The sequence below is a fragment of the Pseudarthrobacter sp. R1 genome (assembly GCF_024494415.1).
Lineage (GTDB): Bacteria > Actinomycetota > Actinomycetes > Actinomycetales > Micrococcaceae > Arthrobacter.
This window is the reverse complement of the sequence record NZ_JAMKFI010000006.1, coordinates 241,958-258,429: the sequence shown is the minus strand read 5'-3', so window position 1 is coordinate 258,429 and position 16,472 is coordinate 241,958. Positions and strand designations below refer to the sequence as shown.

The following is a 16,472-nucleotide window of genomic DNA, read 5'->3' as shown; positions in this document are numbered from 1 at the left end:
CCTGCTAAGAGCAGGTCATCAGCCTGGCGCTACAGCGTTTTTACTGCTCCGAGAACCTGGGCGAGGGAGTCCTTGGCGTCGCCGAAGAGCAGGGAGGTCTGGGGTTCGTACAGCAGGTCGTTCTCGATCCCGGCGAACCCCGGCCGCATGGACCGTTTCAGGAAGACCACCTGCCGGGCATCGGCAACTTCCAGGATGGGCATGCCATAGATGGGCGACCCCGAGGATGTCTTGGCCGCCGGGTTGACCACATCATTGGCACCTACCACCAGCGCCACATCAGCGGTCTTGAACTGCGGGTTGATCTCACCCATCTCCTTGAGCGACTCGTAGGGCACGTTGGCTTCGGCCAGGAGCACGTTCATGTGCCCGGGCATCCGCCCGGCCACGGGATGGATGGCAAAATCCACCTCGATGCCGCGGGCCTCCAGCGCCAGGGCCAACTCTGCCGCTGTGTGCTGGCCCTGGGCCACTGCCAGGCCATAGCCGGGAACGATGATCACGCGCTGCGCGTAGCCCAGGAGCACCGCCACGTCCTCAGCGCTGGAAGAGCGTACCGGACGCTCGCTCACAGCCGTGGATCCCGCCGTCGAACCTCCCCGGAAGGCGCCGAACAGGATGCCGGCAACGCTGCGGCCCATCGCTGCTGCCATGGCGCGGGTCAGGATGGTGCCCGAGGCGCCCACCAGCGTGCCCGCCACCACCAGCAGCACGTTGCCCAGCACCACGCCCGACGCCGCCACGGCCAGTCCGGTGAAGGCGTTCAGCAGCGAGATCACGATGGGGACGTCCGCACCGCCCACGGGCAGCACCAGGAGGACCCCGGCGGCAAGCCCCAGGACCAGGAGCAGCACCGCGAGCGCGGCCGAACCGGTGAGGATAACGGCGGCGCCGGCTGCCACCGCCGCGAGCAGCACCACTCCCATCACGGCCGGAAGCCCCGTGAACACCACGGGCCGTGTGGTCATCAGTTCCTGCAGCTTCGCGAAGGTGACCCCGGACCCGGCAAAGGAAACGGCACCCACCAGCAAGGTGAAGACAATGGCGAGGCGGACCCAGGGATCGTCCGTATGGCTGAGCTCAAGGAGCGCCACGAGCGCCGCAGCACCGCCGCCCACGCCGTTGAAGAGCGCCACCAGCTGCGGCATCTGCGTCATTTTGACCCGCCGGGCCACAGGCGCAGCCACCGCTGATCCGGCCACTATTGCGGCCATGATCCACGGGATGTTCTCCAGCCGCGAGGACAGGAAGACGGTGACGACGGCGATCAGGGCACCGAGTGCGCCGATGAGGTTTCCCCACCGGGCGGTGCGGGGCGAGCTGAGGCCGCGCAGCGCCAGGATGAAAAAGACGGCGGCGGCAAGGTACAGGAGCGATGTCCACACGGGGTCGAGGAGGCTCACCTGCCTTCCACCTTCCCGGCGCCCTCTTTAGGTGCCACTTGTTTGCGCGCATGGAACATGTGCAGCATCCGGTCGGTCACCACAAAACCTCCCACAAGGTTCGCGGTGGCCAGGACGACGGCGAGGAGGGCCACCGCGAGCACCCCCGGGTCGGCTGCCTGGCCGGCAACGATAATGGCGCCGACCAGTATGATCCCGTGGATGGCGTTCGCGCCGGACATCAGCGGCGTGTGCAGGGTGCTGGAAACCTTCGAGACAACCTCAAAGCCGACAAACACCGCCAGGACCGTGATGGTCAGCAGGCTGATCCCGTCCATCAGAGAACCCCTTCCCGCCGGCTGCCGGCCCTGGCGGCCAACAGTTCCGCGGTGGGCTGGTGCCGGACCGAGCCGTCGTGTGTCAGGCAGGAGCCTGCCAGCACCTCGTCGCCGAAGTCTGGCGCCAAGGCTCCGTCCCGGATCATCAGGGCCAGCAGGTTGGCGACGTTCTTGGCGTACAAGCGGGAGGCATCTGACGCCATCGCGGAGGGGGCGTCCTTCAGGCCCACCAGGGTCACGAAGCCGGAGCCGTTGGCCGTGGGAACGGGAATGTCCTGCCCGGGCACCACCGCTTCCACGTTGCCGCCGGACTCAGCGGCGAGGTCGATGACGACGGACCCGGCCCGCATGCCCTGCACCATCTCAGTGGTGACCAGGAGGGGGGCGCGCCTGCCGGGGACGGCCGCCGTCGTGATCAGGACGTCCGCCTGGGCCACGTGCGGGGCGAGCAGCTGCCGCTGCCGGGTCCCGGCGTCGGAACTGAGCTGGCGGGCGTAGCCTCCGGCTGCCTCCACGGTTTCAAGGTCCAGCCGGATGAAGGTGCCGCCCATGGACGCCACCTCGTCCGCGGAGGCGGGCCGGATGTCGTTGGCGAAGACCCGGGCGCCCAGCCGTTTCGCGGTGCCGATGGCCTGCAGCCCGGCCACCCCTGCTCCGAGCACCAGGACGCGGGCGGGCGGCACGGTGCCGGCGGCGGTCATGTACAGCGGGAAAAACCGGGGCAGCCGGATGGCGGCTTCCAGGACGCAGCGGTAGCCGGCCACCAAGGCCTGGGAGCTGAGGGCGTCCATGGACTGGGCCCGGGAAATGCGGGGCACGAGCTCAAGGGCGAAGGATGTGACGCCAGCATCCGCCAGCGCCTGGACGGTGGGCAATTCCGACGACGGCGATGCCAGTCCCACGGTCACCGCTCCCCTTTTCAGGGACCCCGCCGTGTGCGGATCAAGTGGCCGGACGTGGGTGAGGACATCCAGCTGGGCTTCATCGAGCTGCGGGACGATGCGGGCTCCGGCCTGGCGGTAGTCCGCGTCCGGGTGGCCGGCGGCTGCACCGGCGTCCGCCTCAAGAAGTATTTCCACGCCCAGCGCCGCCAGTTGCTTCACCGTCTCCGGTGTGGCGGCCACCCGCCGTTCACCCTCACGGCGTTCCCGCGGTATGCCCAGTTTCACCCGCCGACTCCCCTCGCTGCACGGGTGCGGCAACGCCGCCCTGCCGGGCCGTGTCCGTCTGGATCAGAGGGCTTCGCGGAGCGGCGTTGCTGCACGTAGTTGGCTAGAGTCTATGGCCCGCACCGCTGCGGCGGGAGTAGGGCGGCTGGCTTGGGTGGCAAACAGTTACCTTAATGGTTCCCCCGCTGCTGCTTGGGCTCCCCTCCCGCGAGCCGGTAGGAGTCCTGCAGCAGTTCTTCCAGCAGCTTGTCGTCGATCCGGTCCAGCCGTACCAGGACCAGCTGGGGAGAGCGCTCGTGATGGGGTGTCCAGAAATAGGTTTCCGGTTCGGTTCCCGCCAAGGCGTCGCGCTCCTCCGTTTTGACCGTGAGGACGCCGGGCTCCCAGATCCGGGCCATCAGGGTCTTGGCGAACCACGCCGGCTGGCCCCAACTCGGCCGCTCGGTGACGCCGGGCATTGCCAGGGCAGCTTTTCGGACGTCATCCTCCGTGGTCATGTGCCACAGTCTGCCTGCCACGTACCTACCGGCGCAATGAAAGCCGGGGCCAATCCGCAGGGGCTGTCCCTGCGCAGTGACCGCTGCCTTCAGCGTGCGGTCAATGCACCAAAGCCCCTTTTAGCCGCGGGCGCTGAGGTCCGCGGAGACGAGTTTCGCCGTCGCTACGATTTCCTGCGCCACTGACGCCAGGTAGGCGTCCGGGTCCGGCTGCGCCGCCACGGACTGCGCCTGGAGTGACACATTCACCGCGGCCACCACTTTGGTTCCGTCGTAAACCGGTGCAGCTACCGACATCAGGCCCAACTCCAGTTCCTGGTCCAGGAGGCACCAGCCCTGGGCGCGGACAGTCTCGAGGACGGCCAGCAGCTCCTTGGCGGTGCCCAGGGCACGCGGGGTCAGCGGTTTGATGTCCGCGGCCGCCAGGTACGCCTTTAGGTCTGCGGGCGGCAGCCCGGCCAGGAGCACCCTGCCCATGGACGTGGCATAGGCCGGGAACCGCGTGCCCACCGTGATTCCGACGTTCATGATCCGGCGGGTGGTGACCCGCGCGATGTAGGCGATGTCCGTGCCGTCAAGCACCGCAGCGGACGTGGACTCCCCCAGCTTCAGCGAGAGCTCCTCGAGGTGCGGCTGCGCCAGCTGCGGCAATGACAAACCCGACAGGTACGCGTACCCCAGCTGAAGGACCTTGGCCGTGAGCGCGAACGTCTTGCCGTCGGTCCGCACATAGCCCAGTTCCACCAGGGTGTGCAGGAAGCGCCGCGCCGTAGCGCGGGTCAGGTCCGTCCGGGCTGCCACCTCGGTCAGGGTCATGACGGGATGGTCGGTATCGAACGCGCGAATGACGGCGAGCCCGCGGGCCAGCGACTGGACGTACTGGTCACTGGCCTGCGGGGCACCCGCTACTGCTGCGTCGGTCATGGTTACCAATCCTAGGGGCCACCTCAGGAAGCCGTGGCGGCCTTCAACGGGACGGGTACCAGCTCCTGCAGCTCCTCCAAAGTGCAGCCGAAGGTTTCACGGACAGTAACGCCGTCGGGTCCGGTCAGGAAAACGGCCTTGTCGGTGTACACGCGGGTGACGCAGCCGACCCCGGTGAGCGGGTAGGTGCAGGCTTCCACGATCTTGGAGGCACCTTCGCGGGTGAGCAGCGTCATCATCACGAAGACGTCCTTGGCGCCGGTGGCCAGGTCCATGGCACCACCGACGGCGGGAATCGCCCCGGGAGCGCCGGTGTGCCAGTTGGCCAGGTCACCGGTAGCCGAAACCTGGAAGGCTCCCAGCACGCAGATGTCCAGGTGCCCGCCGCGCATGATGGCGAAAGAGTCGGCATGGTGGAAGTACGCCGCCCCGGGGAGTTCGGTGACGGGGATCTTGCCGGCGTTGATCAGGTCGCCGTCGATCTCGTCGCCCTTGGCCTCCGGTCCCATCCCGAGCATCCCGTTCTCGGTATGGAGCGTGATGTTCTGCTCTTCGGTGAGGTAGTTGGAGACCAGGGTGGGCTGGCCGATGCCAAGGTTCACAAAGGATCCGGGGGCGATGTCGCGGGCCACCAGGCGGGCCAGATCATCCCGGCCCATGGCCGTCTCCGAGGTTTGAATGGACGTTGCGGTGCTCATGTCAGGCCACCTTCTCTGCACTGCTGCCGGCTACGCGGACAATACTGTTGACGTAAATTCCGGGGGTGACAATGTTCTCCGGGTCCAGGCTGCCGGTGGGAACGACCTCGGACACCTGGACGATGGTGTGCTTCGCGGCGGCAGCCATGATGGGCCCGAAGTTGCGGGCGGTCTTGCGGTACACGAGGTTGCCCTTACCGTCCGCTTTGAGTGCCTTGATGAGTGCGACGTCGGCGTGGATGGGGGTTTCGAAGACCTGGCCGCGGCCGTCGATGATGCGGGTTTCCTTGCCCTCGGCCAGCATGGTCCCGTACCCCGTGGGGGTGAAGAACCCGCCGATCCCCGCCCCGGCGGCACGGATCCGCTCGGCCAGGTTGCCCTGCGGCACGAGTTCCAGCTCGATCCCGCCGGCCTTGTACTTGCCGTCGAAGTGCCAGGAATCGGACTGCCTCGGGAAGGAACAGATCATTTTCCGCACCCGGCCTTCCTTGATCAGCAGGGCAAGGCCCTGGTCACCCTGCCCGGCGTTGTTGTTCACCACCGTCAGGTCCGTGGCGCCGCACTCCATCAGCGCATCAATCAGTTCGAACGGCTGCCCGGCGTTGCCGAAACCGCCGATCATCACCGTGGAACCGTCCTTGATCCCGGCCACGGCCTCCTGGACCGAATCTACGAAGTTCAACATGGCTTAGGCCCTTCCTGTGTTGGTGCCGGTGGCCGTCATGTTCTCAAGCACCACGGCCAGGCCCTGCCCCACGCCGATGCAGATCGCCGCGACGCCCCAGCGTTCACCCGACGCCTGCAGGGACCGGGCAAGGGGGCCCAGGATCCGGGTTCCGGAGGCGCCGAGCGGGTGGCCCATCGCGATCGCCCCGCCGTGCCGGTTCACGATCGAGGGGTCGATGCCCCAGGCGCTGATGCACGCCAGGGACTGCGCGGCAAAGGCTTCGTTAAGTTCGACGGCGCCCACCTGGTCCCAGCCGATGCCCGCCTTCGCGAGGGCCTTGTTCGCCGCCTCCACCGGGGCGAACCCGAAGTACTGGGGGTCGTTGCCGTGCGCGCCGCGGCCCGCGATCCGGGCCAGCGGCTCCAGGCCCAGCAGCCCGGCGGCACTTTCGGACCCGATCCAGGCCGCGGAGGCGCCGTCGGACAACGGCGACGCGTTGCCGGCAGTGACCGTGCCGCCCACTTCGGCGCCCTCGGGTTCCTTGCGGAACACCGTCTTCAGGGCCGCCAGCTTCTCAGCCGTGGAGCCGGGGCGGATTCCCTCGTCACGGACCAGGTCCGTGCCCGGAACCGGCGCGACGAGGTTGTCGTAGAAGCCCCCGTCCCACGCGGCGGCGGAGAGGTTGTGCGAGTCCGCGGCGAACTGGTCCTGCTGCTCCCGCGTCACACCGTACTTCTCGCGCAGCCGCTCGGTGGCCTCACCCAGGGGGATGGTCCACTCCTTCGGCATCGCTTTGTTCACCAGCCGCCAGCCCAGGGTGGTGGACGCCAGGGTCATGTCACCGGCAGGGTAGGGCTTTTCCGTTTTGGGCAGCACCCACGGCGCGCGGGACATCGACTCGGCACCGCCCACCAGCACCAGGTCCGCGTCGCCGGCGTTGATCTGGCGGGAGGCGATGATCGCAGCGTCCAGTGACGAGCCGCACAGCCGGTTGACCGTGGTGCCGGGAATCGACACCGGAAGCCCGGCCAGCAGCGTGCCCATCCGGGCGATGTTGCGGTTCTCCTCGCCGGCGCCGTTGGCGTTCCCGAACACCACCTCATCGATCCGCTCCGGATCAAGGGCAGGCGCCCGCTTCACGGATTCCCTGATCACATGCGCGGCCAGGTCGTCCGGGCGGACGGCGGCAAGGCCGGACCCGAACTTGCCGAAAGGAGTGCGCACGGCGTCGTACACAAAAGCCTGGTTCATGGGGTTGCGTCCATTCCGGTGTTGTCCATTTCGTGGAACACCTGCTGTGCTGTTTTGAAGGCGGTGTTGGCGGAGGGGACTCCGCAGTAAATGGCGGTCTGCAGCAGGATCTCCTTGATCTCGTCCCTGCTCAGGCCGTTCGTGAGGGCCGCGCGGATGTGCATGGCCAGCTCTTCCCAGTGCCCGTGCGCCACCATCGCGGTAATGGTGACGGCAGATCGCATCTGCCGGGTCAGGCCCGGGCGGGTCCAGATTCCACCCCACGCGATCCGCGTGATCATGTCCTGGAAGTCCTCCGTGAAGTGGTCCTTGTTGGCGTTGGCCCGGTCCACGTGCGCGTCGCCCAACACTTCGCGCCGGACCTTCATGCCGCCGTCATACATCTCCTGGCTGGTAGCGCCGGGCTGGACCACACCGTGCCGTTCACTGCCGGGCTGAAGGCCGCTCATGCGTTTGCTCCCCGTGACTCGGCCCAGGCGAGAAGACCGCGCATCAGCTCCGCAACGTGGGCCGGCGCCTCGGCGGGAGCCAGGTGGGCCACCCCCTCAAGCGTGACGGCGGTGGCGGTGCCGCCGCCGGCGGTGATGCCCGCTGCCACTTCCTCGGCGAACGACGGCGGGGCCACACCGTCCAGAGCCCCTGCGATGACCTGGGTGGGGACGCGGATGGAGCCGAGTTCCCCGCGCACGTCGAAGGCCGCCAGGGCTTCGCAGCAGAACGCGTAGCTGGAGCGGTCGGCGTCGCGCAGGGCGTGGAGGAGCCTGCTGCTCAGCTCGGGCTCGCGGTCCATAAAGCCGGGGGCGAACCAGCGCTGGGCCGAGCCCTGGATCATCACCGGGGTGCCTTGGCTGCGGACGGTTTCGGCACGTTCCAGCCATCCCTCCGGCGTGCCCAGTTTGGCGCCGCTGCACTGCACGGACAGGCTCTTGAGCCGTTCGCCGTGTTTGATGCCCAGCTGCAGGCCGGTGGCTCCGCCGAGGGAGACGCCGGCGTAGTGGAAGGACTCGCCGGGGGCGATGGAGTCGATCAGGTCCACCACGGCATCAGCCAGCGCCGCGACGTCGAACGCCTCGGTGGCGGCCGGTGAGACCCCGTGGCCGGGCAGGTCCCAGGCCACGACGTCGAAGTCGTTGCCCAGCAGGGAGGCAGTCCTGTTCCAAAGGATGGTGGAGGTGCCCAGGGACGGGCCCACCACCAGCAGGGGGTGCTCGCCCAGGGCACGCTGGGGCGACAGCAGGGCGGCCTTCAAGGCAGGTTTAGCCACGGCGGGCTCCGTTCGCGTCGGTTTCTGCAGATGCTGGAGGGGAAAATTCCCGGTAGGCGGCCAGGATGCGCCGGGCGATTTCAGCAGCCTCGCCCAGGTAGCTGGCCGGGTTGAGGAGTTCCTCCATCCGGAGATCGGGAAGCGCCCCGGGCGGGACGGCTTCACGGAGCAGCTTGCGGTATGTGGCGGCTTGCTCCGCGGGTGGTGCCTGCAGGGTCTGGTCCACGACGGCCTGCAGCTGCTGCTTGCCGTTGCGGCCGTCCTTGTCCTCCAGCAGGGGCGCCGCAGCGGCGGCCACACCTTCGGCCAGGAGCAGCGGACCGGCGAGGTCCAGGTTGCGGCGCATGGCGTCCGGGAAAACCTGCAGCCCCTCGGCGAGCTCCCTAACGTGCCCTGCGGCGCCAAGTGCCAGGGCCAACAGCTGCCGGAGTGCGGGCCACTCAGTGTGCCAGGCGCCGTCCGGCCGCTCGTCGTTGAAGTTCGCGGCGGCCAGGTGCAGTTGGGCCACCAGCTGGGGTGCCTGGAGCGCTGCGCTGCGGACCAGCACCGACAGCACCGGGTTCTGCTTTTGCGGCATAGCCGAGGAAACGCCACGGCCCGCCGCGCGCGGTTCGGCCAGCTCCCCGACCTCGGGCCGGCTCAGGAACAGGACATCCGCGGCGATCTTGCCAAAGGCATCCAGCACGGCTGCCAGGGCATGGCCCAATGAGGTGATAACCAGGCGGTTGGTGTGCCAGGGAGCGGGCGCGGGGGCGAGGTCCAACTGAACGGCCAGGGCGTCGGCAAGGCCGAAGGGTGTTGCCGGCGAACCGGAGGTGAGGACGGTTCCGGCCGCCAGGGTACCGGCAGCACCACCGAACTGGACCGGAAGCGCCAGCCCTTCCACCTGGCGTCCCGCGGCAGCGAGGCCGTGGAACCACTGCGCTGCCCGGAGCCCGAACGTGAACGGCAGGGAATGCTGGGTCAGGCTCCTGCCCACGCACAGCGTGTCCGCGTGGCGCTCCGCCACGGTGGCGAGCGCCGCCGTCGTGCCTTTCAGGTCAGCCAGCAGCGCCTCGATGGTGTTCCGGGCAACCAGCATCAGCGCCGTATCCAGCACGTCCTGGCTGGTCAGCGAGGTGTGGACGGCCTTCCCGGCCCCGATGCCCTGCGTGTCCAGCACCGCCACGTGCTTGCGGAGGTCGGCCAGCAGCGGGATCACAGGGTTGCCGCCGCCCTGTGCGCGGCGGGCGATATCGGCGGGGTTGTAGCGGCTGGCCTCCGCAGCAGAGGCGACGACGGCGGCGGAACCGGCGGGCGCCAGGCCCGCCTTCTCCAGCACGGCAGCCCAGCCGGACTCGACGGCGAGGATCGCCGCGAGCACTGCCCGGTCCCCCGTCAGCGCCGCCACCAAAGGCGACGCCGAGACGGGGCTGAGCAGGCCGACGTCGCCATCGGCACCGCTTCCGAAGTTGCCCGGGACTGCTTCAGTCACTGGAAGTCCAGGAAGACTGTCTCGCCCTCACCCTGAAGGCGGATGTCAAAGGTGAGTCCGCCGTCGGGATCCCGCCGGGCGATCAGCGTCTTGCGGCGCTCCGGTTCCAGCGAGCTGAGCAGCGGGTCGTTGGCCAGCGCCTCCTCGTTCTCCGGGAGGTAAATGCGGGTGAAGAGCCTGTTGGTCAGGCCGCGGGCGAAGACGGCCACGGAAATAAAGGGCGCCGCCGCTGGTTTTCCGGGGACCTGCTTGGTGGGGCCGGGGTTGACCGTGGTGAACGTGTACACGCCGGAGTAGCCTACGGAGCCGCGTCCCCAGCCGGTGAAGGTGTAACCGTCACGGACAAGGGACCCGGTCTTCTGGACGATGTTGCCCTCGGCGTCGGGCTGCCAGATTTCCAGGATCGCGTCCGGAACGGTCTCGCCTGCGCCGTCGTACACGGTGCCCTGGAGCCGGATGGAACCTGGCGAGCCGGGGGCCAGGAGTTCGTTGTCCTTCTCGAAGGGCAGCGCGTAGCCGTAGAACGGGCCAACGGTCTGGCCGGGGGTGGGTACCAGTTTGGTGCTCATCTTCTACTCTCCATCACCTTCTGCGCCCAGCGCCTCGTTTTCGGTCCAGGTCCGCTTGGGACCGGTCAGGACGATGTCCCAGTTGTAGCCCAGCGCCCACTCCGGCTCGGTGAGGGTGTGGTCGTAGTTGGCCACCAGCCGGTCGCGGGCGTCCTGGTCCACGATGGTCTGGTAAATCGGATCCAGCGGGAAGAGCTGGTCGCCGGGGAAGTACATCTGGGTGATGATCCGCTGGGTGAATTCGGTGCCGAACAGCGAAAAGTGGATGTGGGCCGGCCGCCAGGCGTTGAGGTGGTTCTTCCACGGGTAGGCACCGGGTTTGATGGTGGTGAAACGGTAGGAGCCATCGGCGCCGGTGATGCAGCGGCCGATGCCCGTGAAGTTGGGGTCGATCGGTGCGGGGTGCTGGTCGCGCTTGTGGATGTAGCGGCCGGAGGCGTTGGCCTGCCAGATCTCCACCAGCTGGCCTGCCACCGGGCGGCCGTTGCCGTCCAGCACCTTGCCCGCCACGATGATCCGCTCGCCCTGCGGCTCGCCGTTGTGCTGGATGGTCAAGTCGGATTCCAGGGCGTGCACGTCCTGGTGGCCGAACGCCGGGGAGTACAGCTCGATGGTCTCCGGGTCCGCGTGGTGCAGGCTCTTGGTGGGGTGCCGCAGGATGCTGCTCCGGTAGGGCGGGTAGTCCAGCCGGGGCTGGGTCTCGGCCGGGGCGCCGTCCTTGAGGGCACGCGCGTAGGCGTCGGCCAGGCCATTGATCTCTGCGCTGAGGTCAGCCTGGGTCTCGACGGCACGGTTTAAAGGCAGGTGCGCTGCGTGGGGTTCGGCGGCCGGTACGAGCTCGTCGGCTTCAAGCTGGGCGTTGATGTCCTGCGGCACGGCTGGCTCCTTTCGTTGGTGGTTTCTGGTGTGTATGTGGTCTTAGGGGCGATGGAGCGAGTCGTATTGGACGGCGTGCCGCACGGGAGCGTTCGGCGCCCCGTAGCCGTCGTAGCTGCCGCGGCGTTCCACCATCTCGAAGAACACACTGCCCACCGTGGCCGTGTAGAAATGGAGGAACTCCCCGTCGGCGTCCCGGTCATACAGGAGGTTCAGCTCCTGGAGGGTGGCCAGGAAACCCGGGTCAAGGTCGAAGCGGGCGTCCAGGTCCTCGTAGTAGTTGGCCGGAATTTGCAGGAACTCCAGGCCGCGGTCCCGGGCGGACCGGGCAGCGGATACGAGGTTGTCCACGGCGAACGCGATGTGTTCCTGGTACGTCTTGTGCGCCTGCTGCGCCGGGGCCTGCTGGTTGGGTGCCAGGTTCAGGACGAGCCGCACCGCACCGTCGGAGGTTTGCATGACCTGCGAGCGCACCAGTCCGCTGGGGCTGGGCACCTCCGCGAACGGCTGCGGCTCGAGGGCAAGTGCGCTGGTGTAGAAGAGGACGGCTTCGTCGAAGTGCTGCCAGGGTTGGGCCAGGTTCACGTGGTCAATGACCGCGTTTCCTGCCTGCCGCAGGTGTTCCAGCCCTTCGCCGGACTCGCCCCCCTGCCCGAATTCGGCAGTCCACGCGGCGGTACCGTCAGGGCTGCCCTGGCACAGGAAGATCTCCGTCGAGTCCGGCGCGGAGATGCCCTGGAAGACTTCCTCGTCGGCCTGGACCTTGCGGGCCACTACCGGCGCCTTGAGCTGCTGGGCCCGGGCGGAGGCAATCACCGGCGAATCGACGTCGAACCCCAGGGCGGCGATAGCCGGTTCGGTGTGTGTTGCTGCCTGTTCGTTGATGATCACCCGGGCCTGGCCCATGGTCCAGAGCTGTACGTCCTTGGTGCGGTGGCGGCCTTCGAAGGCGAAGCCGAGCTGGCCCAGGAGTTTCTCCAGCCGGGCGGTGTCGTCGGCTTTCACTTCCGCGAAGTTGAACCCTGCCGGTTCGCTCACCTTGGGCAGCGTGGCCAGTTCCATGGGATAACGACGGCGGGAGGCGGCGCTGCGGGCGCCGTCGGCTTGGGCCGCGGAGGTAAGCCACTTGGCGCTCTGTTCCTCCAGCCAGATGAGGGAGCGCATGGCGTCCACGGCGGTGCGTTCGACGTCGGACTGGCGGAAGACGTCGTTGAAGACCTCAAGGGACACCGGCCCGGTGTAGCCGGCACGGACCACGTGGCCCATGAATTTGGCGAGCTCGAACTGGCCCTCACCCGGGAACACGCGGTAGTGGCGGCTCCAGGAGAGCACATCCATGGAGAGTTTGGGGGCGTCGGCAACCTGGACGAAGAAGATCTTCTCCGGGTTGAGCTTCTCGATGGGCGCGGTGTCCCAGTCCCTGGACAGGATGTGGAATGAGTCCAGGCAGGTGCCGAAGTTGGGGTGGTCCACCATCTCCACCAGGCGGTACGCGTGCTCGTAGTCGTTGACGTACTTGCCCCAGGCCAAGGCCTCGTAGGCGACCTTGACGCCGTGGTCCCCGGCCAGCTCCGCGAGCTCGGTGAGCTGCGAGGCGCGGAGGCTGTCGTCGTCGATGGTGGCGGTGGCAACGTTGGAGCAGACCAGGATGGTGTCCATGCCCAGCCGGGACATCAGCTTGAACTTGGCCTCTGCCCGCCGGAGGTTCGCCTTCAGCAGGTCCGGCGTCACGCCGTCGAAGTCCCGGAACGGCTGGTAAAGGTCCAATCCCAGGCCAAGGTCGGCGGCCATGGTACGCACGTCCTCGGGACCCAGGGGCGAGGTGACCAGGTCCTGCTCGAAGATCTCGATGCCGTCGAACCCCGCAATGGCGCAGGCCTGCATCTTTTCCTTCAGGGTCCCGGAAAGGCAGACAGTGGCGATTCCCGTGCGCATCAGGCAGCCACCTCCTCGGCTGCGACGAGTTCCAGGAAGTGCGACCGCATGCGGTCCGGGTCCGGTTCGAGGCCGGTGAAAATGCGGAAGGCGTCAGCTGCCTGGCCCACCGCCATGCGGCCGCCGTCAAGGACTTCGCAGCCCTTGGCACGGGCACCGCGGACGAGTTCGGTGTCGATGGGGCGGTAGACGATATCCGCCACCCAGTGCCGGGATTCCAGCAGGCCAAGATCCAGCGGGACGCCGGGGTGGGCGGCCATGCCCACCGGGGTGCAGTGCACCAGGCCGTCGGCCAGCGGCATGAGCTGCGGCAGCTCCGCCGTCGTACGCGCCGTGACGGTGCTGTCCGGGAAGAAGCCGGCCAGCTCCTCCGCCCGGGCTGCGCTGCGGGCAGCGTCCATGTCCACGAGGTCCAGGTGGCGGACCCCGGCGCTAAGCAGGGCATAGGCGACGGCGGAGCCCGCCCCGCCTGCCCCGAGCTGCACCACGCGGCCCAGGCGGGCACCGGGAAGACCGGAAGCGAAGGCGGCGGCGAAACCGGAGAAGTCTGTGTTGTGGCCAACGAACCGGCCATCCCGGATCACCACTGTGTTGACGGCGCCAAGCCGCAAAGCGTCCGGGGACACCTCATCCAGGTGCTGCAGGACCAGCTGCTTGCAGGGGTGGGTGATGTTCAGGCCGTTGAAGCCAAGGCTGCGTGCGCTCTTCAGCAGCTGCCCCACGGATTCGCCCGGCAAGCCCAGTTCCAGCAGGTCGATGGGGCGGTAAAGGTAGCGCAGCCCCTGCACATCACCTTCGCGTTCGTGCATCGGCGGGGTGAGTGACGGCATCACGCCATCGCCGACCAGTCCCACCAGGTAGGACTCAGTTCGATTACTCATCCGTGCAGCTCCTTTGATACGGCACCGGGCAGCTTCCTTGCGGAGAGTACGCTGCCGGGTGATGGAAATTACGGTACATCATTTGTTCTCTTTCCGCACTACTGTTCGGGATGCGAACCTAAAAAGCGCTGAGTGCCGCGGCAAGGCTGCTAGCGCTGGGGCAGCCTGGCCGCAAGCTCTGCGGCCGCTTCCTGCAGCAGGGGGACATGCGCTTCCAGGTCCTCAAGGCTTAGGCGGAAGACGGGGACCGCCGTGGCCAGCGAGGCGAACGCGTGGCCCTGGTCATTGAAGAGCGGGACCGCCACGGCACGCATACCGGTCTCGTTCTCTTCATCCATCACCGCGAACCCGCGGCGCCGGACCAGGTCGATCTCCTCGCGGAAGGCGTCCCTGTCGGTGATGGACTTTGGCGTGAGCGGCTCGAGGGGCAGTTCAGCCAGGAGCTTTTCGCGCTCGGAGTCTTCGGCGAACGCCACCAATGCCTTGCCCACGGCGGTGGTGGAGAGGGAGCCGAGGTGCCCGGGGTCGCTGGTCACACGGAACATCTGCGGCCCGTCCACTTTGTTCACGGTGAGGTGGTGATGTCCGTCGCGGACGCTGAGGATAGTGGCCTCCCCCGTTTGCTCCGTCACGCGGCGGAGGACTGGCATGGCCGTCCCGGCGAAGCCGTGGTGGTTGGAAACCCGTTGGCCCAGCTGGAAAATGCGCAGGCCCAGGTGGTAACGGCGGCCCTCGGCCTCGTAGTCCACGAAGCCGTCCCTGGTGAGGGAGCCCAGGAGGCGGTAGGTGGTACTGAAGGGCAGCTGGGCCCGCCGGGAGATCTCTGCCGCACTGGCGCCGCGCGGCTCATCACCAAGCAGGACCAGGAGACCCAGGGCCTTGCCCACCATGTCGGTACGGTCGGGCCGCCCGGCCTTCGGGGAGTTTTCTTCAGCGGCAACATCACTGGGCGCTGTGTCTTGGTTCACACTCATACCTCGATGTTGCCACAATGTGAGAGCTATTGCCAGCGAATGATTATTTTCTTGACAAGTGACTGCCCTCACAGCCACTATTGCTGTATCGCACAAGTAGCTCCCACAATGTGGCTACTGTCCGGGTTTTTCCCGCACCTCCAGCCGTGCCGCGCCTGGCCACCACCCCCGGCAGCGCCGGCTGCGAGCCCCTGATCCATCCGCGACAAAGTCGTCACATCAAAGGAACTCCATGAGCCAGATACTTCCGTCCGCCGAGCCAGGCATTGATGCCCCGGCCGGGACGCCGAAGAAGGCAGCCCTCGCCAGCTTCCTGGGCAGCGCCGTCGAATACTACGACTTCTTCATCTTCGGTTCCGCCGCCGCCCTGATCTTCCCCACGGTCTTTTTCCCGGATGCTGACGCCAACGCGGCCATCATGTCCTTCGCAACCTTCGGCTTCGCCTATATTGCACGCCCTGTGGGCGCCGTCATCCTGGGCCACTTCGGCGACCGGGTTGGCCGCCGGAAGGTCCTGATGTTCACCCTCCTCCTGATGGGCGCCTCCACCTTCCTGATCGGCTGCCTCCCGGACTTCAACACCGTTGGCTGGTGGGCTCCCGCACTGCTGGTGCTGGCCCGCCTCTGCCAGGGCCTTTCCGCCGCAGGCGAGCAGGCCGGCGCCTCCTCCATGACGCTGGAACACGCCCCGGACAACCGCCGCTCCTTCTTCACCTCCTGGACCCTCACGGGCACCCAGGGCGGGCAGATCCTCGCAGCCCTCGTCTTCATTCCCGTGCTCGCACTTCCGGACGAGATCAAGTACGGCATCGGGTGGCGGATCCCCTTCTGGCTGAGCGCCGTGGTGGTTGTAGTCGCGTTCTTCATCCGCCGCACGCTGCACGAGCCGCCGGCCTTCGAGGAAGCCCAGAAGACCGCACAGATCTCCAAACTCCCCGTCGCCGACCTGCTCAAGGGCCACTGGCGCGACGTCCTCCGGGTCATCTGCTGCGCCTTCATCGCGGCCGTCTCCACGGTCTTTGGCACCCTCGCCATCAGCTACGCCAAAACCGTGGCAGGCGTGGACGGCACCACCACCCTGTGGCTGGTGGTGGGCGCCAACCTCGTGGCGCTGGGCACCCAGCCGCTGTTCGGCATGCTGGCGGACAAGATCGGCCGCAAGCCCGTCTTCATCTACGGCGCCGTTGCCAGTGCCGCCCTGACACCCGTCTTCCTGCTTAGCCTGGAATCAGGCAGCGTGCCGCTGATGTTCCTGGCCGCCATCGGCTTCTTCTCCTGCGGCTACGCAGCCTCCAACGCCGTCTGGCCGTCCTTCTACGCCGAGATGTTCAGCACCAAGGTGCGGTTCTCCGGCTTGGCCATCGGCACGCAGCTGGGCTTCCTGATGGCAGGATTCGCCCCCGCCATCGTGGCAGCCATGGGCGGCATCAAGGCCGGCGGCTGGGTACAGATCAGCATCTTCACCGCCGTCATCTGCACAGTGGCAGCCATCTCCGCGCTGACCGCCAAGGAAACGTTCAAGGTTCCCACCAAGCAGCTCGGCCTGAAGTAGCCTTTCTGCCCGACCGGAGGC

17 protein-coding genes are annotated in these 16,472 nt (G+C 67.6%); 1 reads left to right on the top strand and 16 read right to left on the bottom strand.

The annotated features are described in order from the left end of the window. Positions 1–29: 29 nt before the first annotated feature. From M8J71_RS07255 to M8J71_RS07180, 16 genes are all read right to left on the bottom strand, one after another. Complete coding sequence (locus M8J71_RS07255) at positions 30–1,403, bottom strand: NAD(P)(+) transhydrogenase (Re/Si-specific) subunit beta (protein ID WP_256247274.1); 1,374 nt, start codon at positions 1,401–1,403, stop codon at positions 30–32. Then, positions 1,400–1,720, bottom strand: coding sequence for an NAD(P) transhydrogenase subunit alpha (locus M8J71_RS07250; protein WP_256247273.1), 321 nt, complete (start codon positions 1,718–1,720; stop codon positions 1,400–1,402). The genes M8J71_RS07255 and M8J71_RS07250 overlap by 4 nt, the downstream gene beginning before the upstream one ends. Then, entirely contained in the window at positions 1,720–2,889 is a 1,170-nt protein-coding gene (locus M8J71_RS07245; RefSeq protein WP_256247272.1) for a Re/Si-specific NAD(P)(+) transhydrogenase subunit alpha, read from the bottom strand. The genes M8J71_RS07250 and M8J71_RS07245 overlap by 1 nt, the downstream gene beginning before the upstream one ends. Before the next feature lie 170 nt (positions 2,890–3,059). Continuing rightward, positions 3,060–3,386 (bottom strand): MmcQ/YjbR family DNA-binding protein, encoded by a 327-nt coding sequence (locus M8J71_RS07240; RefSeq protein WP_256247271.1) that lies wholly within the window; start codon positions 3,384–3,386, stop codon positions 3,060–3,062. 120 nt (positions 3,387–3,506) lie between these two features. Continuing rightward, complete coding sequence (locus tag M8J71_RS07235; RefSeq protein WP_256247270.1) at positions 3,507–4,310, bottom strand: IclR family transcriptional regulator domain-containing protein; 804 nt, start codon at positions 4,308–4,310, stop codon at positions 3,507–3,509. 23 nt (positions 4,311–4,333) lie between these two features. Continuing rightward, on the bottom strand, positions 4,334–5,008 hold the full coding sequence (locus M8J71_RS07230) for a 3-oxoacid CoA-transferase subunit B (RefSeq protein ID WP_256247269.1): 675 nt from the start codon (positions 5,006–5,008) through the stop codon (positions 4,334–4,336). 1 nt (position 5,009) lies between these two features. Beyond that, on the bottom strand, positions 5,010–5,693 hold the full coding sequence (locus M8J71_RS07225) for a 3-oxoacid CoA-transferase subunit A (protein WP_256247268.1): 684 nt from the start codon (positions 5,691–5,693) through the stop codon (positions 5,010–5,012). 3 nt (positions 5,694–5,696) lie between these two features. After that, positions 5,697–6,926 (bottom strand): thiolase family protein, encoded by a 1,230-nt coding sequence (locus tag M8J71_RS07220; protein WP_256247267.1) that lies wholly within the window; start codon positions 6,924–6,926, stop codon positions 5,697–5,699. After that, positions 6,923–7,375, bottom strand: a complete 453-nt coding sequence (gene pcaC / locus M8J71_RS07215; protein ID WP_256247265.1) for a 4-carboxymuconolactone decarboxylase — start codon at positions 7,373–7,375, stop codon at positions 6,923–6,925. Before pcaC ends, M8J71_RS07220 begins: the two co-directional genes overlap by 4 nt. Further along, positions 7,372–8,190, bottom strand: a complete 819-nt coding sequence (locus tag M8J71_RS07210; RefSeq protein WP_256247264.1) for an alpha/beta fold hydrolase — start codon at positions 8,188–8,190, stop codon at positions 7,372–7,374. Before M8J71_RS07210 ends, pcaC begins: the two co-directional genes overlap by 4 nt. Further along, entirely contained in the window at positions 8,183–9,664 is a 1,482-nt protein-coding gene (locus M8J71_RS07205; protein WP_256247263.1) for a lyase family protein, read from the bottom strand. Before M8J71_RS07205 ends, M8J71_RS07210 begins: the two co-directional genes overlap by 8 nt. Then, positions 9,661–10,233, bottom strand: a complete 573-nt coding sequence (gene pcaG / locus M8J71_RS07200; RefSeq protein ID WP_256247262.1) for a protocatechuate 3,4-dioxygenase subunit alpha — start codon at positions 10,231–10,233, stop codon at positions 9,661–9,663. Before pcaG ends, M8J71_RS07205 begins: the two co-directional genes overlap by 4 nt. A 3-nt stretch (positions 10,234–10,236) precedes the next feature. After that, on the bottom strand, positions 10,237–11,109 hold the full coding sequence (gene pcaH / locus M8J71_RS07195) for a protocatechuate 3,4-dioxygenase subunit beta (protein ID WP_256247261.1): 873 nt from the start codon (positions 11,107–11,109) through the stop codon (positions 10,237–10,239). A gap of 42 nt (positions 11,110–11,151) precedes the next feature. Continuing rightward, on the bottom strand, positions 11,152–13,044 hold the full coding sequence (locus M8J71_RS07190; RefSeq protein ID WP_256247260.1) for a bifunctional sugar phosphate isomerase/epimerase/4-hydroxyphenylpyruvate dioxygenase family protein: 1,893 nt from the start codon (positions 13,042–13,044) through the stop codon (positions 11,152–11,154). Then, a complete protein-coding gene (locus tag M8J71_RS07185; RefSeq protein ID WP_256247259.1) occupies positions 13,044–13,925 on the bottom strand; it encodes a shikimate dehydrogenase in 882 nt (293 codons plus the stop codon). Before M8J71_RS07185 ends, M8J71_RS07190 begins: the two co-directional genes overlap by 1 nt. 149 nt (positions 13,926–14,074) lie before the next feature. Beyond that, positions 14,075–14,899 (bottom strand): IclR family transcriptional regulator, encoded by an 825-nt coding sequence (locus tag M8J71_RS07180; RefSeq protein WP_256247258.1) that lies wholly within the window; start codon positions 14,897–14,899, stop codon positions 14,075–14,077. Between the two features lie 232 nt (positions 14,900–15,131). Between M8J71_RS07180 and M8J71_RS07175 the strand changes: the two genes are divergently transcribed. Then, entirely contained in the window at positions 15,132–16,451 is a 1,320-nt protein-coding gene (locus M8J71_RS07175; RefSeq protein WP_256247257.1) for an MFS transporter, read from the top strand. The last annotated feature ends 21 nt before the right edge of the window (positions 16,452–16,472 follow it).